The sequence below is a fragment of the Pseudomonas sp. WOUb67 genome, assembly GCF_050058005.1.
GTDB lineage: Bacteria > Pseudomonadota > Gammaproteobacteria > Pseudomonadales > Pseudomonadaceae > Aquipseudomonas > Aquipseudomonas putida_R.
The window spans coordinates 4,055,465-4,077,253 of the sequence record NZ_CP170112.1; the positions used below are offsets into that span (position 1 = coordinate 4,055,465).

Below are 21,789 nucleotides of genomic sequence, written 5' to 3' on the forward strand. Positions count from 1 at the left end.
CCCGCGTCCACAGGTAATCGGTGCTGGGGCATGGCTACTGGGTAACCTTGCTGTGCTGCAGTGCCTGCCCTTCGTGCCACCAGGCCGCGAGGCTGAACACATCCGGCACTTTCAGGATGCTGAAGTGGTCACCCGGCCCCTGCCACTGCGCCAACTGCGGCATCAGTTGCAGCCACCCCTCGCGCATTGCTGCGTGCTCACGGGCATTACCCAACGCATCCAGACCCGGGTCATCCACCAACACCAACCCGACCGGCCCGGTGTAGGCCAACGCTGGCCGATAAACCGTGCGCAGTGCCGTGGCAAACGTACGCACGGTGCCATCCAGCACGCGTGGAGTGGAGCGTGCAGGCAACAGCCCGTTACGTACCATGCCTGCATGCACCTGTTGCATCTGCTCGTCATCGGTGGCCAGGGCGAACGCAGCCGGGTCGATACCCAGGGCTTTGCCGGTAGACAACTGCAAGGCATCGATCAGGCGCTGCAAGGCTTCGCCGAAGGTGTACGGTTGGCCGCAGGCCCCCTCCGCGTTTGGCGCCTCGCTGTCAATCAGGGTCAATGAACGCACCGGCCGCCCCTTGGCCTCCAGCCTGGCGGCAATGGCATGCGCCACCCAGCCACCGAACGAATGCCCCACCAGGTTCAGCGGCCCTTCCGGGTAACGCGCTTCGATGGCCTGTACGTGGCAGTCAGCGGCGGCTTCCACCGAACTGTGCGGCACCGCGCCTGCGTCCAGGCCACGCGGCTGCAACCCGTACAACGGCCAGTCCGGTCCCAGCGCTTCTGCCAGGCCAATGAAACTGGTCACGCTATCGCCGGCCCCAGGTACGCAGAACAGCGGTGCATGCCCCGGTTGCCCGGCCTGGATGGCAACGGGTGACGCGTAGCTCGGCGCAGCTGCAACCGGGCACTTGGCAAGTGCCAGGGTCAGCGCCTGCCCGACGGCCGTCACATGGGGCGCCTGCATCAGGCTGCGGTGGTCACCCGGCACTTCAACGATCAACAGTGGCTGCGTAGGAAGCGCCTCGCGCCAGCCCAGGGTTGGCAGGCTTTCGCTGCCTTGCTCGGCACGGAACAGGTGCACCGGCAGGCTCAGTGGTGCAAGGCGGTAGTGCGCCAGGGCATGGCCGTGGGCAAGTTCACGGGTGAAGTAATGCAGCAATTGTGCGTCGCTCATGCTCGCCCACAAGCCATACAAGAGCGCGTGTTCGCGGCAGCTTGCCAGCAAGCTGCCGAAATCGCCCTGCTCCGCTTCCAGGCGCTGCAAGTGCGCGAGTTTTTCGGCAGCGGCCGCCCCCTGTGTGCGCCAGAACGTGCTGCAGTTCAGCAGCAGTTGCCGTTCCAGCGCCTGCGGGCCCGACCAACGTGCCTTGCCCTGGTCCGCCAGGCGCGGCACGTAGCTATCGATCAGGCCGAGGAATTCCACAGTTTCGTCCATCCCCAGCAACTGGCTGGCCATCTCGAAGGCCAGCACGCCGCCAAACGACCAGCCCGCCAGGCGGTATGGCCCCTGCGGCTGCACAGTGCGCATCTGCCCGATCTGGTAACGGGCCAGGCATTCCAGCGTACGGGGTTGTGGCTGCCCGGCAGGCACGCCGGGCAAGCCGTAGAGGGCGAAGTCGCCGCCCAGTTGCTGGCCCAGTACCGGGAAGTAGAAGTCCAGCCCGGTAAACTCGTGCACCAGGAACAGCGGCGTCTGTGCACCGCCCGGGCGCAGCGTGATGACCCCTTGCGGGGTGGTTGCAGTGTCGTGAAGCCTTGCCGCCAGCAACGCCACGCTGGGGTGCTGGAACACATCATTGATGGCTGCCCGCAAGCCTGCCTTGTTGAGGCTGTCGACCAGGCGAATGGCTGCCAGCGAATGGCCGCCGAGTTCGAAGAAGTTGTCGTGGCGCCCTACCTGCTGCACATCCAGCAGTTGCGCCCAGACAGTGGCCAGCAAGCGCTCGGTTTCGCCTTCCGGGGCTTGGTATGCACGGCCCTGGGTGGTATCGGGCGCGGGTAGTGCCTTGCGGTCGAGCTTGCCATTGGGGCTCAGCGGCAGCACATCCAGGTGCATGAACAGTGCCGGCACCATGAACGCCGGCAACCGGGCGAGCAACGCCGTCCGCAAGGCCTCCAGCGCATGCGGCTGGCCGGTGTAGAAGGCCAGCAGTTGCTGCTCCCGCGCAATCACCACTGCTTCCTTTATCCCTTCGATGCTGGTGAGGCAAGCCTGGATCTCACCCAGTTCGATACGCAGGCCGTGGAGCTTGACCTGGTCATCGTTGCGGCCCAGGTATTCGATATTACCGTCCACCAGGTGCCGCGCCAGGTCGCCGGTGCGGTACAGGTGTGCGCCCGGGCGGGTGCTGAACGGGTCGTCGATGAAGCGTTCGGCGGTCAGCTCGGCGCGGTTCAGGTAACCGCGGGCCACCTGGACACCGCCGATGTACAGCTCGCCGGCAACGCCCTGCGGGACGGGCTGGCGTTGCTCGTCGAGCACATAGAGCGTGGTGTTGGCGATGGGTTTGCCGATGGGGGTGTTGTCGGGGGCGCTCACGCAGTGCCAGGCGCTGACGTCCACCGCGGCTTCGGTCGGGCCGTACAGGTTGTGCAGTTCTACCGTTGGCAACTGTGCGTGGAAGCGCCGTACCAGGCTGCCTGGCAGCGCCTCGCCACTGCACAGCACACGGGCCAATTGAGGGAAAGGTGCAGCGTCCGGGGCATGCACTGCTGCTGTGTTTGCGGCTGAAGAGAGGAATACATCCAGCATCGAGGGCACGAAATGCAAGGTGGTGACGCCTTCGCGGGCAATGACCTCACGCAGGTATTCGGGGTCGCGGTGCCCGCCCGGCCGGGCCATGACCAGGCGTGCGCCGGTCTGCAAGGGCCAGAGGAACTCCCACACCGAAACGTCGAAGCTGAACGGCGTCTTCTGCAAGACCACGTCGTCGGCGTGCAGGCCGTAGGCGTCCTGCATCCACAGCAGGCGGTTGACCACCCCGGCGTGCTCGTTCATCACACCCTTGGGCAACCCGGTCGAACCCGAGGTGTAGATCACGTAGGCCAGGTGCTGCGGGGTCAGCGCTGCAACCACCGGGTTGCTCGCTGGCAAGCCGCTCCAGCTCGGCGCATCCAGGTCGATCAGCAGCCCGGTGTCCGGCACATGCCGGGTGGCCGCATGCACCAGCACCGCCACCGGCGCGCTGTCGCTGAGCATGTGGCGCACTCGCTCGGCCGGGTAATCCGGGTCGACGGGCACATAGGCACCCCCGGCCTTGAGGATGGCCAGCAGCCCCACCACCATCGAAAGCCCGCGTTCGACGCAGATCGCCACCCGGTCGTCGGGTTTTACCCCCAGAGCAATCAGGTGATGCGCCAAACGGTTGGCCTGTTCGTTGAGCTGCCGGTAACTCAGTTCGCCCTCTTCGGCTCGCACTGCCAGGGCATCCGGGGTGCATGCAACCTGCGCCTCGATCATGCCGTGCAGCGTCTGCGCCAGGTCGTAAGCCGCTGCTGTGTCGTTGAACTCAAGCAGCAAGCGCTTGCGCTCATCCGCACCCGGCAACCCGGCATGCGCCGGAATTGCCCGGTCACCCGCTGCGAAGGCCCACAGCAACTGTTCGAAGTAACCGGCAAAACGTTCGATGGTCGCTCGTTCGAACAAGGCGATGGCGTACACGATACCGCCAGCAAATCCGTCGGCGCGCTCACCCAGGCTCAGGCTCAGGTCGAACTTGGCGATGCTGGCCTGCCCGCCCACCGCTGTCACCTCAAGGTCCGCCAACTGCAGCGCCTGGCGCCCAGGGTTGGCATCCCAGTCCAGCGTCACCTGATACACAGGCGTGTGCGCCAGGCTGCGCCGTGGCCGCAGCAACTCGACCACCTGCTCGAACGGCAGGTCCTGGTGGGCCTGACCGGCCAGCACCACGGCCTTGACCCGGGCCAGCAGCGTGGCCACATCCGGCGCGCCGGAAACATCCACGCGCAGCGCCAAGGCGTTGACGAACATGCCGATCAGCCCGTCCACTTCCGCTTGCTGGCGGTTGGCGACTGGCGTGCCGATCACCACCTCGTCCTGCCCTGCCAGGCGGCTCAGCAGCACGGCCCAGGCCGCCGTGAACAGCATGAACGGCGTGACGCCATGGCGCCCGCACAGTGACTTGAGTTCGCGGCTCAAGCGCGGGTCCAGGCTCAGTTCGACACTGTCGCCGGCATACTGCTGTCGCTCGGGCCGTGGCCGGTCCCAAGGCAGGCTGATCAGCGCCGGGGCCCCGTTCAGTTGCGCGGCCCAGTAATCGGCCTGCTGTTGCAATGCATCCCCGCTCAGCCAGCGACGTTGCCACAAGGCATAGTCGACGTACTGCACCGGCAAGGCCGGTAACGGGTCATCATGGCCGCCGCTGAAGGCCCGATAAAGTTCACCAAGCTCACGGACCAGCACACCCAAGGACCAGCCATCGGCAACCAGGTGGTGCAGGGTCAGCAACAACACATGCCGGTGCTGCGCCAGGCACAACACCCGCCCGCGTATGGGCAGTTCCCGGCTCAGTTCGAAGGGCCGGGCGGATTCCTCGCGCAGTAGCACTTGCAGTGCCGGTTCGTCCAGCCCCAGGCAATCTTGCCACCCCAGTGTGAAGCTCAGGCTGTCACTTGCCAGCCTCACATGCGGCTCACCGTCGCGCTCGGCAAAGTGGCAACGCAGGCTTTCGTGCCGCTCGATCAGGCGCCGCACGGCCCGCTCCAGCGCAGCGCGGTCGAGCTTGCCTTCAAGGCGCAAGGCGACCGGGATGTGATACGCCGCACTGGCGTCCTGTAACTGGGCAAGGAACCACAGGCGCTGCTGGGCGAACGACAGCGGCAACATGCCTTCGCGCGGCATGGGCGTGATGGCTGGCAGCACCTGGCCATTGCGCTCCAGGCAGGCGGTGACGGCGGCCAGTGTGTCGTCGGCAAACAGGTCGGCCAATGCCAACCCGCAGCCAAGGCGCTGACGGACCTGCGCCAGCATGCGCATGGCCAGCAACGAATGGCCGCCCAGTTCGAAGAAGCGATCGTTGCGCCCGATGGGCTGTACCTCCAGCAGCTCCTCCCACAACGCTGCCAAGGCCTGCTCCCGCTCGCCTTCGGGGGCCTCGAATGCCGCCACCGCGTAGTCCTGCGGCCCAGGCGCTGGCAAGGCCTGGCGATCGACCTTGCCGTTGTTGTTCAGCGGCATCCGCTCAAGCATGACAAAGGCCGAGGGCACCATGTACTCCGGTAAACGCCCTTGCAAGTAACTGCGCAGTTGCAGCGCATCCAGCGTCGCCACCTTGCGCGTACACCAGGCCACCAACCGCAACGGCCCTTGTTCATCGGCGATGGCCATCACCACCACCTCGCCGATACCCGGGGCCTGTGCCAGCTGCTGCTCGACCTCACCCAGTTCGATACGAAAGCCTCGGATCTTCACCTGGTCGTCATTGCGCCCCAGGCATTCCAGCTGGCCGTCGGCGCGCCAGCGCGCCAGGTCCCCGGTGCGGTACAGGCGGGCACCTGGCTGTTGGCTGAACGGGTCGTCGATGAACCGCTGCGCGGTAAGCTCGGGGCGGTGCAGGTAGCCCAGGGCCACGCCATCGCCACCGATGTACAGCTCGCCGGTAACGCCCTGCGGCACCAGTTGCTGCCAGGCATCCAGGACGTAGGCCTGGGTGTTGCCGATCGGGCGCCCGATGGGTACCTGTGCCGCGTCTTCTGCCAGCTCGCGCACCTCGCAGGTAACGGCAAACGTGGTGGTTTCCGTCGGCCCGTAGCCATTGAGCAAACGCAGGGTCGGTGCCTGTTGCAGCAAGGCACGGAAAGCGGCGGGTTCGGCCCGCTCACCGCCACTTATCAGCAGCCGTAGCCTGGCCAGGGCTTCGGGGATCAGTTGTACATACTGGTTGAATAGCGCAGTGGTCAGGAACAGCACGCTGAGCCCCTGCTCCACCACCGCACGGGCGAACTGGCACGGGTCGATCAGCGTGGCGTGGTCGACCACGCGCACCTGGCCACCATTGAGCAGTGCGCCCCAGACTTCCAGCGTGCTGGCGTCGAATGCCGGGTTGGATACAAAACCCACCCGGTCGGTGTCGAGCAGTTCGGCAAAACCATTGTTCAGCACCAGCCGCGCAATACCCCGGTGCGGCACGCACACCCCCTTGGGCTGGCCGGTGGTGCCGGAGGTGTACATCACGTAGGCGGCGCTGCCGGCATCCTGTTGCAAACCAGGGTTGTGCCCGGGTTGAAGGTCGAGCGCCAGGCAGTCGAGTTCGACGCGCTGAACCTGCACGTCAGCCGCGATATCGGCAAAGGTCAACAGCCAGGCCGCCTGGCAGTCCTGGACCATGAAGGCCTGGCGCTCGGCTGGGGCATGAATGTCCAGCGGCACGTAGACGGCAGCAGCTTTCAATACGGCCAGCTGCGCTACCAGCAGTGCCAGCGAACGTGGCAGCAGGATCGCCACGCTGGCCCCCGGCTGCACCCCTCTGGCGATCAGGTAATGGGCCAGGCGGTTGGCCCGCTCGTTCAGTTCGCCATAGCTCAGGGCCTGCTCGCCATGCACGGCGGCGAGGGAAAGCGGATGGCGGGCGACGCGCTGTTCGAACAGGCGCTGGACGGGTGTGTCACGCGGGTACTCGTAAGCGGTCGCATTGAAGGTGGCGAGCAAGGTCTGGCGTTCTTCCGTGCCCAGCAGGGCCACCTGCGCAAGCACCTGTTGGTCATCATCGGCCATGGCCCACAGCAGCCGCTCGAAGTACCCCAGGTAACGCTGCATGGTCGCCTTGTCGAACAGCGCTGTCGCGTAGTCGAGGCTGCCCGCCAAGGTGTCGCCCCGCTCGCCCAGGTTGAGCGTGAGGTCGAACTTGGCCACTGCGTCAGCCTGCGCCACGGCTTCCAGTTGCAGCCCTTGCAGGTTCAGTACTGCACCTTCGGTCGCCTGCCAGTTCACGGTGGCCTGGAACAGCGGCGTATGGCCAAGGCTGCGCGCCGGCCGGACGATTTCCACCACCTGTTCGAAAGGCAGGTCCTGGTGTGCCTGGGCGTCCAGTACGCGGTCGCGCACCTGCTCCAGCAAAGCCTGTGCAGTGGGCGCGACACGGGTGTCGATACGCAGGGCCAAGGTGTTGACGAACAACCCTGCCAAGGGTTCCAGTTCGGCGCGGCCCCGGCCGGCTACCGGGCAGCCGATGACCACTTCGGGCTGCCCGGCCAGGCGTGCCAGCAAGACAGCCCAGGCCCCGAGCACGGTCATGTACAGGGTTATCCCGTGGCGCTGGGCCAAAGTTCGCAGCGCAGCGCTCAGGCGCGGTTCAAGTTGCAGTGCCAGGCTTGCACCGGCAAAGTCCTGGCGCTCGGGGCGGGGTCGATCGCCAGGTAGCTTGAGCAGGTCCGGTGCACCCTCCAGCGCCTGGCGCCAGTAGGCGGCTTGGCGTTGCAACTGCTCACCGGCAAGCCAGCGCCGCTGCCACACCGCGTAGTCGCCATACTGGATGCCCATGGCGGGTAGCGAGTCGCAGGCACCTGTCAGCTTCGCGCTGTACAGGGCGCTCAGTTCATGGGTGAGCACACCCAGCGACCAGCCGTCGGCAACGATGTGGTGCACGGTCAGGGCCAGCACATGGTGCTGTGCGCCCAGGCGCAGCAGGTGTGCCCGCAGCAGTGGCCCATGGGCAAGGTCGAATGGCGCCGCCGCCACCTCGCGCAGGCGGCCTGGCAGGGCATCGACACTCAGGTCTTCGCACTGGAACCAGCCCGCACCCGGGGTAGCGGCAATCACCACCTCGGCGCTGTCACCCCGGGCGATGAAGCGGCTGCGCAAGGTCTGGTGGCGCTCCAGCATGGCCAGCAGTGCGCCTTCCAGTGCTTCGACATCCAGTGGCCCGCGCAGCCCCAGGGCCAGGGGTATGTTGTAGGCCTGGCTGCCGCCCTCCATCTGCGCCAGAAACCACAGCCGCTGCTGGGCGAACGACATTGGCAGCGCTTGGCCGGGTGCCACGGGCATGATGGCCGGCAGCTCGCTGCGCCCGGCATTGGCCAGCACCTGTGCCACGGCGGCGAGCTCCGGGTTGGCGAACAGCGCAGCCAGGCTGAGCTCCACGCCCAGGCGCACGCGCACCTGCGACACCATGCGCATGGCCAGCAGCGAATGGCCTCCCAGGCTGAAGAAATGATCACGCCGCCCTACCCGCTCCACGTGCAGCAACTCCGCCCAGAGCTGCGCCAAGGCGTGTTCCAGCTCGCCCTCGGGTGCTTCAAAAGCGTGTTCGAACAGCGCCGCACGTTCGGGCCGCGGCAGCGCCCTGCGGTCAAGCTTGCCATTGGCGGTCAGCGGCAGGTCTGACAGCTCGACGAACGCCACCGGTACCATGTATTCCGGCAGTTGGGCCTGCATCTGGGCGCGCAGCCCTTGTGGGGTGAGCGGCTGCACGGCGGCTGTGGCCGTGAAGTAGGCGACCAGGCGAGGCTGCCCAGGCTGGTCCTCGCGCGCAATCACCACGGCTTCGTCGATGCCGGCCAAGGCCGCCAGGCGGCTCTCGATTTCGCCCAGTTCGATGCGCACGCCCCGGATCTTCACCTGGTCATCGTTGCGGCCCAGGTAGTCCAGGGTGCCGTCCGCCAGCCAGCGCACCAGGTCGCCAGTGCGGTACATGCGCCCGCCCCCGGCGCCCACGAACGGGTCGTCGAGAAAGCGCTCGGCAGTCAACTGGGGGCGGTTCAGGTAGCCACGGGCTACCCCGGCGCCGCCAATGTACAGCTCACCCGGTACGCCCAGCGGCACCGGTTGCAAACGGGAATCGAGCACATACAACCGCACGTTGTCCACCGGCCTGCCGATATGCAGCACAGCACCCGCATCCAGGGCACCGGAGCTGGCCACAACAGTGGTTTCGGTGGGCCCGTAGTTGTTGACCACGGCAAAGCGCTGGGTACGGTTGAACTGGCGCAAACGGTCGCCACCGATCAGCAGCGTGCGCAGGGTGGAATGCTCCAGCTGGTGGTTGAAGGCATATTCAGCCACCGGCGTGGGCAGGAAGCTCACGTCCAGCGGCTGCGCTTGCCACCAGGCAAGCATGGCGTCGAGGTCGTCGTTGCCCTCGGCCGAAGGCGCCAGGTGCAGCGTGGCTCCGGCGCATAACGCTGGCCATACTTCCCAGGCCATGGCATCGAAACCAAAGCCGGCCAGGCTTGAGGTGTGTCGGCCCTGGCACAGGTCGAACGCGCGGCAGTGCCAGTCCACCAGGTTGTTGACGGCCCGGTGCTCGACCATGACGCCCTTGGGCTGGCCGGTCGAGCCGGAGGTGTAGATCACATAGGCCAGGTGGTTCGCGGCGAGCCCCGGCACCACCGGGTTGTTCCCGTCCGCCGGCCAGTTCGGCTGGTCCAGCAACAGCAACGGCACGGCCAGCTGGCCCAGGCGATCACGCAACGCCTGTTGTGTCAGCACCACCACCGGGCCGCTGTCCTCGAGCAGGTAGCGAACGCGTTCGTCCGGGTGCGCCGGGTCCACAGGCACGTAGCCAGCGCCGGCCTTGAGCACAGCCAGCAAGCCCACCAGTGTTTCCAGGCCGCGGCGGGCCAACACCGCGACCCGGTCGTCGGGGCGTACGCCCAGGCCTATCAAGTGATGCGCCAAGGCATTGGCACGCTGGTTGAGCTCGGCATAGGTAAGCTGCGCGCCACCGCTGGTGGCGGCAATCGCCTCGGGGCACATGGCTGCCCGCTGCTCGATGCGTTGATGCAGGGTGAGCTGCTGTTCGTAGTGGGCGGTGCAGTCGTTGAAGGCCTCCAGCAGCTCCTCGCGCTCCGCGGCCGGCAGCATCTGCAGCGCTTGCACTGCCACATGCGGCGCCTGCAGCAGGCTTTCCAGCGTCTGTTGCAGGTAGGCGCAAACGCGCTGGACCGGCACCTGGGCATTGGCCAGCAGGGTCAGGCGAAATGCCTCGCCCAGGTCATCCACGCTCAGGGTCAGCGGATAATTGGTCGCCTCGGTCGACTCTACAACGTCGATGCCGGCCAACGCCGCGCGCCGGGGTTCGGCATTGCCGCCCTGTGCGCTGTGACGATAGTTGAGCAAGGCATTGAACAGTGGCGCCGGCGCGGCCACGCCACTGCAACGCTGGGCCAGTGCCAGGGGGGCATGTTCATGGCGCATCAGGGCGCTCAGCCGCTGGTGAGTGGCGCGAATGGCGCTGCCCAGATCGGCACCGTCCAGGTCCACCCGTAGCGGCAGCGTGTTGATGAAGATCCCCAGCGCCCGGTCGGTCGCTTCGGCGCCCAGCAAACGACCCATCAGCACGGTGCCGAACACCACCTGCTCGCGCCCGGTCAGGCCGCCCAGTACCCGGCCCCATGCCAGGTGGAAAAGGCTGGCGACACTCACCCCAAGGGTGCGCGCCTGGGCGCGCAGGCCCTGGCACAGCGCCAGTGGCAGGTCCACCTGGTGCTCGGTGTGCACCTCGCCATTACCCTGAACGTCCTGAAGCCCGTAGGCCAGGGTTGCTTCGTCGATGTCACCCAGCATGTCGCGAAAGAACGCCTCGTGCTGGGCCTGGCTGATACCCAGCACGGCTTGTGCCACGTAGTTGCGAAACGGTACCGGTGTGCCCAGGCGCGCGTGTTCGCCGGCCAGAAAAGCAATCAACTCCTGGCGCACCACGTCCAGCGCGCTGTGGTCCATGGCAATGTGGTGAAACTGCAAGGTGGCGCCAAGCGTGCCGTCGGCCCCTGGCGCTTCGCGCAGCAGGCGAATCAGCGGGGCCTTGGTCAGGTCGAGCCAGTTGCGCCCCGGGGCATCGGCAGGCAGCGTAAGCACCGGTAGCTCGGCTTCACGCCTTACCACCTGCAGCGGTGTTTCCAGCCCTTGCCAGTGCACCGAGGTCCGCAGGATATCGTGCCGGGCGATCACGCCGCGCAGCGCGTCTGCGAAAGCCAGCAGGCGAGCCTCGCTGGCGAATTTGAAACGCGCCTGCATCACGTAAGGGTCGCTTTCGGTGGCACTGGCGTGGTGGAACAGCATGCCTTGCTGCAAGGGCGCCAGCGGGTAAATGTCCTGCACATTGGCTGCCCCGCCCGGGATGTCGGCGACGATAAGGTCCAGGGTGGCCTGGTCGAGCGTCACCAGGTTGAGCATCTGCGCGGTGATGTGCGTGCAGCCCGCGGGTATGAGGTTGCCCGGCACCTGCACCGCGCCCTGTTTTACCGCCCTGTACTCGCCGCGTTCGATCATGCTCACCAGCGCAGGCTTGTGCGCACGCAACTGCGCCACCAGAGCGCTGTCGGTGAGTGCCTGGCGGTTGCCCTGCACTACCAGTTGGCCATCCTTGAGTTCCAGCTGCACATTGTGGGCGGTCAGTGTTGCCAGTAGTTGGTTGATGCTCACAGGACGATCTCCATTCTGTCTGTGATGGCTGCATAGCCGGCCAGGGTGGGTTGCTCGAACAGGGCACGCACGTCGGCCTCCAGGCCTTGCTCCCGCAGGCGCGAAGTGAGGGTAACCGCCAGCAGCGAATGGCCGCCCAGTTCGAAGAAGTTGTCGTGGCGCCCTACCCGCTCGACGCCCAGCAATTCGCTCCACAAGGCTGCCAGCAGGTTTTCGGTTTCGCCTTCGGGGGCCTCGAAGGGGCGCTCCTCGATTGCCTCGGGCGCTGGCAGTGCCTTGCGGTCGAGCTTGCCGTTGGGGCTCAGCGGCAGCGCGTCGAGGTGCATGAACAGCGCCGGCACCATGAATTCCGGCAGGTGCGTCAGCAAGGCCGTGCGCAGGGTTTCGACCGGTTGCTGCTGGCCGGTGTAGTAGGCGACCAGGCGCTGGTCCCTGGCGACGACCACGGCTTCGTTGATGCCGACAAGGGCCGTCAGGCCGGCCTGGATCTCGCCCAGTTCGATGCGCAGGCCGCGCAGCTTGACCTGGTCATCGTTGCGCCCCAGGTACTCGAGGTGGCCGTCTGGCAGGTGCCGCGCCAGGTCGCCGGTGCGGTACAGGCGTGCGCCCGGGCGGGTGCTGAACGGGTCGTCGATGAAGCGTTCGGCGGTCAGCTCGGCGCGGCCCAGGTAACCGCGGGCCACCTGGACACCGCCGATATACAGCTCGCCGGCAACGCCTTGGGGGACGGGCTGGCGTTGCTCGTCGAGTACATAGAGCGTGGTATTGGCGATGGGCTTGCCGATGGGCGTGTTGTCGGGGGCGCTCACGCAGTGCCAGGCGCTGACGTCCACCGCGGCTTCGGTCGGGCCGTACAGGTTGTGCAGTTCTACCGTTGGCAACTGTGCGTGGAAGCGCCGTACCAGGCTGCCTGGCAGCGCCTCGCCACTGCACAGCACACGGGCCAATTGAGGGAAAGGTGCAGCGTCCGGGGCATGCACTGCTGCTGTGTTTGCGGCTGAAGAGAGGAATACATCCAGCATCGAGGGCACGAAATGCAAGGTGGTGACGCCTTCGCGGGCAATGACCTCACGCAGGTATTCGGGGTCGCGGTGCCCGCCCGGCCGGGCCATGACCAGGCGTGCGCCGGTCTGCAAGGGCCAGAGGAACTCCCACACCGAAACGTCGAAGCTGAACGGCGTCTTCTGCAAGACCACGTCGTCGGCGTGCAGGCCGTAGGCGTCCTGCATCCACAGCAGGCGGTTGACCACCCCGGCGTGCTCGTTCATCACACCCTTGGGCAACCCGGTCGAACCCGAGGTGTAGATCACGTAGGCCAGGTGCTGCGGGGTCAGCGCTGCAACCACCGGGTTGCTCGCTGGCAAGCCGCTCCAGCTCGGCGCATCCAGGTCGATCAGCAGCCCGGTGTCCGGCACATGCCGGGTGGCCGCATGCACCAGCACCGCCACCGGCGCGCTGTCGCTGAGCATGTGGCGCACTCGCTCGGCCGGGTAATCCGGGTCGACGGGCACATAGGCACCCCCGGCCTTGAGGATGGCCAGCAGCCCCACCACCATCGAAAGCCCGCGTTCGACGCAGATCGCCACCCGGTCGTCGGGTTTTACCCCCAGAGCAATCAGGTGATGCGCCAAACGGTTGGCCTGTTCGTTGAGCTGCCGGTAACTCAGTTCGCCCTCTTCGGCTCGCACTGCCAGGGCATCCGGGGTGCGCGCAACCTGCGCCTCGATCATGCCGTGCAGCGTCTGCGCCAGGTTGTAAGCCGCCGCTGTGTCATTGAAGCCCGCCAGCACCTGCTGGCGTTCCATAGGCTCCAGTACCGGCAAATGTTGCACCGCCAGGGTTGGTGTGTGCTCCAGGGCCTCGACCATGGCCTGCAGCACCTGGTTCATCTGCCCGCAGATGCGCGCCGCACCGATCTCGGCCGGTGTCATGGCCACCAGCCGGAACCCTGCACCCAGGTCATCCACGTTCAGGCCCAGCGGGTAGTTGCTGCGTTCCTGGCTTTCGAGGGTTTCCATCCCTGCGGTCGCCTGCTTCTGGCTGGCCGTGACCTGGGTGCTGTGGCGGTAGTTGAGCATGGCACTGAACAAAGGCGACGGCGCGGCCACACCGCTACAGCGCTGGGCCAGTGCCAGCGAGGCATGCTCGTGGGCCAGCAGTGCACTGAGGCGCTGGTGCGTGGCATGGGCGGCGTCGCACACGCTGATATCAGCAAGATCGATGCGCAGTGGCAGGGTGTTGATGAACATGCCCAACGCCCGCTCGGCCCCCTCGCCGCCTGCAAGGCGCCCCAGCAACACGGTGCCGAACACCACGCGCTGCTGGCCGCTGGCAGCACCCAGCAGGCGCGCCCAGGCCAGGTGGAACAGGCTGGCGACACTGATGCCCAGTTGACGCGCCTGCAAACGCAGGCGCCCGGCCAGGCCCGCATCCAGCCACAGCTGTGCCTCTTCGATGTCACGGCCATCGCCTTGAACGTCGCTCAGGCCGAACGGCAGGGTCGGCTCATCGATATCGGCCAGTTGTTCACGGAAGAACGCCTCGTGCTCGGCCTGGCTGATGCCCAGGCGGGCCTGGGCCACGTAGTTGCGGTATGGCACCGGGGCATGGCCCGGCTCGGCGTGACCTTGCAGATAACCGATCAGCTCTTCGGCAACCACTTCCATGGCGGTGTGGTCGAGGACGATGTGATGGAATTGCAGGGTGGCTTCGATCAGGCCATCCGAGTCGGTGTAGAGCAGGCGGATCAGTGGCGCCTGGCTCAGGTCCAGAGCCGGGGTGGCTGCGTCTGCGGGGGACAGCGACAGGCTGGCGTTGCGCAACACCACCTGGACGGGCTGGGGCAGGCCTTCCCAGAAGATGGCAGTGCGCAGCACGTCATGGCGGCCGATGACCTTGTCCAGCGCAGCGGCGAAATTGTCGAGGTGCGCGCGGCTGGCGAAGGCGAAGCGCGATTGCAGGACGTACGGGTCGTGCCCGGCTGCGCTCAAGTGGTGATAAAGGATACCTTCCTGCAGGGGCGCCAACGGGTAGATATCCTGCACGTTGGGCGCACCACCCGGCACCTGGGCCACGATACGGTCAATCGCAGGCTGCTCCATGGCCACCAGCGGTAGCATGGCCGGCGTGATATGGGTGCAGCCGGCCGGAATCAGGTTATCCGGTACCTGTACCTCGTGGCGCTGGCCCATCGTGGCGGCCAGGGCGGCAATGCTCGGTTGGCCGAACAGGGTACGTACATCCACCTGCAACCCTTGCCGGCGCAGGCGTGCGGTCAGGTTGACGGCCAGTAGCGAATGCCCGCCGAGTTCGAAGAAGTTGTCGTGCCTGCCCACCCGCTCGACCTGCAGCATGTCGGCCCACACCGCCGCCAACGCGGTTTCAACCTCACCTTGTGGTGCCACGTAGGCTTGCCTGGCAAGCAATGACGGGGCCGGCTCGGGCAAGGCCTTGCGGTCGAGTTTGCCGTGGCTGGTCAGCGGCCAGGCGTCCAGACGGACAAAGGCCAACGGTACCAGGTGCGCCGGCAAGCTCGCCTGCAAGGCTTGGCGCAAGGTGTCGGGGGCCACCGGCGTGGTTTCGGTGAACCACGCCAACAGGCGTTCGCCGCGCACCAGTACCACGGCACCGGCAATGCCAGGCTGGGCCGCCAGCACACTTTCGATTTCACCCAGTTCCACCCGCACGCCGCGGATCTTCACCTGATCATCGTTGCGCCCCAGGTAATCCAGAGTGCCATCGGCATTCCAGCGCACCAGGTCCCCACTGCGGTACATCCGCGCATTGGCTTCGGTGCAGAACGGGTCGGCCACAAAGCGTTCTGTGGTCAGGTGTTCACGTTTCAGGTAACCCCGGGCAACCCCGGCACCGCCTATGTACAACTCACCTACTGCGCCAACCGGTACCGGCTGACGCTGGTCGTCGAGCACGTAGAGCCGGGTGTTGGCGATCGGCTTGCCGATGTGCAGCCGGCCGCCAGGTGTCAGCTGCCCGGAGCTGGCCACCACCGTCGTTTCGGTGGGGCCGTAATTGTTGACCAGGGCAAAACCGGGCTCATGCTCGAACTGGCGCAGGCGGTCTCCCCCCACCAGCAACGTGCGCAAGGTCGGGTGCTGGCGATCACGGCGCAGCGCCTGCTCGGCCACCGGTGTCGGCAGGAAGCTGACCGCCAGCGGTTGTTCAAGCCACCAGTCCAGCAATTCATCAACGTGTTCAGCGCCAACCTGTACCGGTGGCAGGTGCAGCACTGCCCCTGCACAGAGCGCAGGCCAGACCTCCCAGGCCATGGCGTCGAAGCCGAACCCGGCCACCGTGCTGGTATGGCTGCCAGCGTGCAAGGCGAAGGCCTCGCAGTGCCAGTGCACCAGGTTGGCCAGGGTGGCGTGCTCGACCATCACCCCCTTGGGCTGGCCGGTCGAACCGGAGGTGTAGATCACGTAGGCCAACTGTCGATGGTCCAGCCCGGCCACCAGCGGGTTGCCATCCGCCTCGCCTTGCCAGGCGTCACGGTCCAGCGCAACCGGGGGCATATCGCCAACCAGCGCCCGGGTAGACGCGTCCACCAGCACCAGCACCGGGGCGCTGTCGGCCAGCAGGTAGGCAATACGATCAGCGGGGTAAGCGGGGTCGATCGGTACATAGGCTGCACCGGCCTTGAGCACTGCCAGCAGGCCGACCAGGCGCTCCAGGTTGCGCGGCAGGCACAGCCCGACGCGGTCGCCGGCTTGCACGCCGCGCGCAATCAGGTAGTGGGCCAGCCGGTTGGCGCTACGGTTCAGTTCGCCATAGCTCAGCACCCGGCCATCTTGCACCAGGGCCGCAGCCTGCGGGGTGCGGGCCGCCTGGGTTTCGAACAGGGCGTGCACGGTGTGCCCGGTCGGGTAGTCGCGCTGGGTGGCATTGAAGGTTTCCAGCAATTGCCGGCGTGCAGCCTCGTCCAGGATCGGCAGCGTGGCCACCGGCACATCCGTCGCCAGTTCCAGCGCCCGGGCGAGCTCGCCGAGCGCCTGGTGCATCCAGCGGGCTACCCGTTCTGCCCCGACACCCTGCTGGGCCAGGACACTCAAGCCAAAGCCCTCGCCCAGGTCGTCGACGCTCAGGGTCAGCGGGTAGTTGCTGCGCTCTTCCCCGCCAAGCAGGCGCACGCCATGCGCGCCGGCCACCGAATCATTTCGCCCGGCGCTGCTATGGCGGTAATTGAACAAGGCGCTGAACAGCGGGGAGGAAGCCGCCACGCCACTGCAGCGTTGGGCCAATGCCAGCGAAGCATGTTCGTGTGCCAGCAGCGCCGACAGCCGTTGATGGGTCACACGCACTGCCTGCTGCACCGGCGCGCACAGGTCGATGCGCAAGGGCAAGGTGTTGATGAACACCCCCAGCGCCCGGTCGGCCCCGTCGCCGCCTTGCAGGCGGCCCATCAGTACCGTACCGAACACCACGTCGGTGCGGTTGGCCAGCACACCCAGTACCCGTGCCCAGGCCAGGTGCGCCAGGCTCGCGGCGCTGACACCCAGGCGCCGCGCCTGTTCACGCAGGCGGCCGGCCAGCTCGGTATCCACGGCCAGGCTGGCTTCCTCGATGGCGTGGCCTTCACCTTGCACGTCGGCCAGGCCGAACGGCAGCGTGGGTTCGTCCAGGTCGCCCAGCATGCCACGGAAGAACGCCTCATGCCCGGCATCATCAGCCGCCAGACGGGCCTGGGCGACGTAGGTGCGGTACGGTACAGGTACTGGCAGGCGTTCGCCCTGCCCCGCCAGCAGCGCCTGCATTTCACCGGCGATCACTTCCATGGCGGTGTGGTCCAGGGCCAGGTGGTGGAACTGCAGAATCGCCACCACCCGCTGGTTGGCCGGGTCATCGGCATGCACAAGCCGCAGTAACGGCGCGCAGCTCAGGTCCAGGCGCTGGTGGCGGGCGTCGTGACGTTCCTGCAAGGCATCGAGCACCCGCTCGTCGCCAAGCCCGCCAATCGCCGTCACGGCCATCCGCGCTTCACGCCACACCACTTGCACCGCCTGTTCGAGGCCCTCGCTGACCACCGCGGTGCGCAGAATGTCGTGCCGATCAATAACCTGCTGCAAGGCGCCGGCCCAGCGCTGCAAGTCTGCCAGGCTGTCGAATGCCAGGCGCGACTGCAGCAAGTACGGGTCACCCTGTTCGGCGCTCAGGTGGTGGTAAAGAATGCCTTCCTGCAGTGGCGCCAGCGGGTAGATTTCCTGCACGTTGGCGGCACCACCCGGAACGCTGGCGACGATACGGTCGATGCTGGCCTGGTCCAGGTCGATCAGGCTCAGCATCTGAGGGGTAATGAAGCGGGCATCTGCAGGTACGGCATTGGCAGGCACCCGCACCTCGCGGCTGCTGCCCACTGCTGCGGCCAGGGCAGCCAGGGTCGGCTGGGCAAACAGCACGCGCACATCGGCACCGAGGCCGGCTTTGCGCATGCGTTCGACCAGGGTCACGGCCAGCAACGAATGGCCACCCAGTTCGAAGAAGTGATCATGGCGCCCCACCTGCTCGACCTTGAGCACGTCGGCCCAGATCGCTGCCAGTGCCGTTTCTGTTTCGCCCTGTGGTGCCTCGAAGGCGCGGCTGATCACAGCGTCGCTGCCCGGTTGCGGCAGTGCGCGGCGGTCGAGCTTGCCGTTGGCGGTCAAGGGCAATTCGGCCAGGCACACGTAAGCGGCCGGCAGCATGTAGTCCGGCAGCTGGCCTTGCAGTTGCGTATGCAACCCGGCAAGTGCCGGTGCCACGGCGTGCGCCGTGAAGTACGCCACCAGGCGCTTGTCGCCCGGGGTATCTTCACGCAGTACCACGGCTGCATCACGAATGCCGGCACACTGCGCCAGGCGGGCTTCGATTTCCCCCAGTTCGATACGGAAGCCGCGCAGCTTGACCTGGTGGTCGGCGCGCCCAAGGTAAAGCAGCGTGCCGTCGGCTTGCCAGCTGGCCAGGTCCCCGCTGCGGTACATGCGTGCCCCTGGCTGGTGGCTGAACGGGTCGTCGAGGAAGCGCTCGGCCGTCAGTTCGGGCTGGCCAAGATACCCCAGGGCCACACCATCACCACCGATGTACAGTTCACCCACGGCCCCCACCGGCAACGGTTGCTGGCGGGCATCGAGCACGTAGCAGCGGCCATTGCCGATGGGCTTGCCGATCGGGATGCTGCCCTTGTCCACGGTGACAATTTCATGGGTGGTGCTGAAAGTGGTGGCTTCGGTCGGGCCATAGCCATTGAGCAAGTGCGCTGGCGCGCCTTCGCGCAGCACACGGGCGATGACCGCCGGGTCCAGCACGTCACCGCCCACCATCAGGTAGCGCAGCCTGGCAAAGGCCGGCATCAGGGCTTCGGCAAATTGATGGAACAGCCCCGCAGTCAGCCACAGCACGCTTACGCCCTGTGCCAGCAGCACGTCACGCAATGCCTCGCGTGACAGTACCTGTAGCTGGTCGATGACCACCACGCTGGCGCCGTTGAGCAACGGTGCCCAGACCTCCAGGGTACTGGCGTCGAACGCCGGGTTGGAGGCGAAGGCAACCCGGTCCTGGCGGGTGAATTCGGCAAAGCCGTTGTTGATCACCAGGCGCACGATGGCCCGGTGAGGTACTTGCACGCCTTTTGGGGTGCCGGTGGAGCCCGAGGTGTACATGATGTAGGCCGCGCTCTCGGCGTTTACCACCAGGCCCGGGGAATGCGTCGGGCAATCGCCCAGCGCGCAGCAGTCAAGTTCGACCCGCAGGGCCTGGCCTACTTGCGCTTCACTGGCGAGGGTCAGCAGTACCCGGGCACCGCTGTCCTCGATCATGAAGGCCTGGCGGTCGGCAGGCGCGTTGTTGTCCAGTGGCACGTAAACGGCTGCGCATTTGCTGACCGCCAACTGTGCAGCCAGCAGCTCGAAACTGCGCGGCAGCAGCAGCGCAACACGGTCACCCGGGTTCACGCCCAGGCTCAGCAAGTGGTGCGCCAGGCGGTTGGCATAGTGTTCCAGCTGCCGGTAAGTCCATTGCCGTTGGCCATGCAGCACTGCCGGTGCATCCGGCGTCAGGGCGGCATGCGCATCGAACACCTTGTGAAGCGCATGTTCACTGGGGTAGTCGCGACGGGTAGCGTTGAAGCCTTGCAACACCAGCGCCCACTCGCTGCTTGTCAGGTGGCTGACCGCGCGCAGTGGCGTGGCCGGCGCTCGCGCCAGTGCCTCGGCCAGCTGCTCCAGGGCACTGCCGAGCAAACGGCCTACCTGGCCACCGTCAACCTGCGCTACAGCCTGTACCGTCAGGACAAAGCCATCACCCAGATCGTCGACATTGACCACCAGCGGGTAGTTGCTGCGTTCGTGGGCAGCCACCTGCTCGATGCCCCGCCAGGCCTGGCGCAGCTCAGCCTTGCCCGTTGAGCTGTGGCGGAAGTTGAGCAGGCTGGTGAACAGTGGCTGCGAAGCCGGCACACCGCTGCAGCGCTGGGCCAGGGCCAGTGAGGATTGCTCGTGGGCCAGCAGGCGGCCCAGGCGCTGGTGGGTCAGGCGCACGCCATCGGCGGCACCTGCCGCCCCCACGCTGACACGCAGCGGCAGCGTGTTGATGAACATCCCCAGTGCCCGTTCGGCACCCTCGCCGCCTTGCAGGCGACCGAGCAGCACCGTGCCGAACACCACTTCTTCGCGCCCGGACAGCTGGGCCAGTACCTGCGCCCAGGCCTGGTGCACCAGGCTGGCGACACTCACGCCCAGTAGCCGTGCCTGCTCACGCAGGCGGCCAGACAAGCCGTTATCCAGGGCATGCCGGCTGTCGAGCACGTGGCTGACGTCGCCTTGGGTATCCTGCAGGCCAAAAACGGTGGTGGGTTCGTCGATGTCGCCCAGCAGTTCACGGAACAGGGCTTCGTCGGCCTCAGGGTCGCCACCCAGCCGGGCCTGGGCCACGTAGTTGCGGTAAGGCACGCTGGCCTCGGGCAAGGGCTGGCCCTGCAGGACGGCGCTGACCTCGGCCACCAACTGCTCGACGGCGGCATGGTCGAGGATGATGTGGTGGATCAGCAAGGTGGCTTGCAGGCGTCCGTCCACCTCGGTGGGTATCAGGCGAATCAACGGGGCCTGGTTGAGGTCGAGGGTTGCAAGGGCTTCGTCGCAGCGCAAGGCAGCCACAGACGGGGTTTTGCGCCACACCACCTGCACGGGCTCATCCAGGGTTTGCCAGTGGATGCTGGTGCGCAGGATGTCGTGCCGGGCGATGACCTGGTCGAGGGCTGCGGCAAATGCGTCCAGTTCGGCCTGACCGGGGAAGATGAATCGCGCCTGCAACACGTAGGGATCGGCGCCCTCGCTGGCCAAGTGGTGGTAGAGGATGCCTTGTTGCAGCGGGGCCAGGCCATAGATGTCCTGGATATTCGCTGTGCCACCGGGCATATGCGCCACCAGTGTGTCGATGGCTGCTTGCGAAAGATCGGCCAGTGGCAGCATGGCCGGCGTGATACGTGTACAGCCGGGTTCAATGCGGTTGGCCGGCACAACCACCTGGGTTTCACCACCTACTGCTGCGGCCAGTGCAGCCAGGGTCGGCTGGCCGAACAGCACGCGGATGTCGGCCTGCAGGCCCTGTTCGCGCAGGCGCGAAGTGAGGGTCACCGCCAGCAGCGAATGGCCGCCCAGTTCGAAGAAGTTGTCGTGGCGCCCTACCTGCTCGACGCCCAGCAATTCGCTCCACAAGGCTGCCAGCAGGTTTTCGGTTTCGCCTTCGGGGGCCTCGAAGGGGCGCTCCTCGATTGCCTCGGGCGCTGGCAGTGCCTTGCGGTCGAGCTTGCCGTTGGGGCTCAGCGGCAGCGCGTCGAGGTGCATGAACAGCGCCGGCACCATGAATTCCGGCAGGTGCGTCAGCAAGGCCGTGCGCAGGGTTTCGACCGGTTGCTGCTCGCCGGTGTAGTAGGCGACCAGGCGCTGGTCCCTGGCGACGACCACGGCTTCGTTGATGCCGACAAGGGCCGTCAGGCCGGCCTGGATCTCGCCCAGTTCGATGCGCAGGCCGCGCAGCTTGACCTGGTCATCGTTGCGCCCCAGGTACTCGAGGTGGCCGTCCGCCAGGTGCCGCGCCAGGTCGCCGGTGCGGTACAGGCGTGCGCCCGGGCGGGTGCTGAACGGGTCGTCGATGAAGCGTTCGGCGGTCAGCTCGGCGCGGTTCAGGTAACCGCGGGCCACCTGGACACCGCCGATATACAGCTCGCCGGCAACGCCCTGCGGGACGGGCTGGCGTTGCTCATCGAGCACATAGAGCGTGGTGTTGGCGATGGGCTTGCCGATGGGGGTGTTGTCGGGGGCGCTCAGGCAGTGCCAGGCGCTGACATCCACCGCGGCTTCGGTCGGGCCGTACAGGTTGTGCAGTTCTACCGTTGGCAACTGTGCGTGGAAGCGCCGCAC

2 protein-coding genes (1 of these 2 running past the window's edge) are annotated in these 21,789 nt (G+C 66.6%); both read right to left on the reverse strand.

Annotation, left to right across the window (positions count from 1 at the left end; translation table 11 throughout):
* Positions 1 to 34: 34 nt before the first annotated feature.
* The gene (locus ABOC32_RS18270; protein ID WP_426808274.1) at positions 35 to 11,383 is read right to left on the reverse strand and encodes an amino acid adenylation domain-containing protein; all 11,349 of its coding nucleotides are present in this window, start codon (positions 11,381 to 11,383) and stop codon (positions 35 to 37) included.
* On the reverse strand, positions 11,380 to 21,789 hold the 3' end of the coding sequence (locus ABOC32_RS18275) for a non-ribosomal peptide synthase/polyketide synthase (protein WP_426808275.1). Its footprint extends 11,961 nt past the window's final position; the window shows 10,410 of its 22,371 coding nt (coding positions 11,962–22,371); the start codon falls outside the window, past its right edge; it ends in the stop codon at positions 11,380 to 11,382. The genes ABOC32_RS18270 and ABOC32_RS18275 overlap by 4 nt, the downstream gene beginning before the upstream one ends.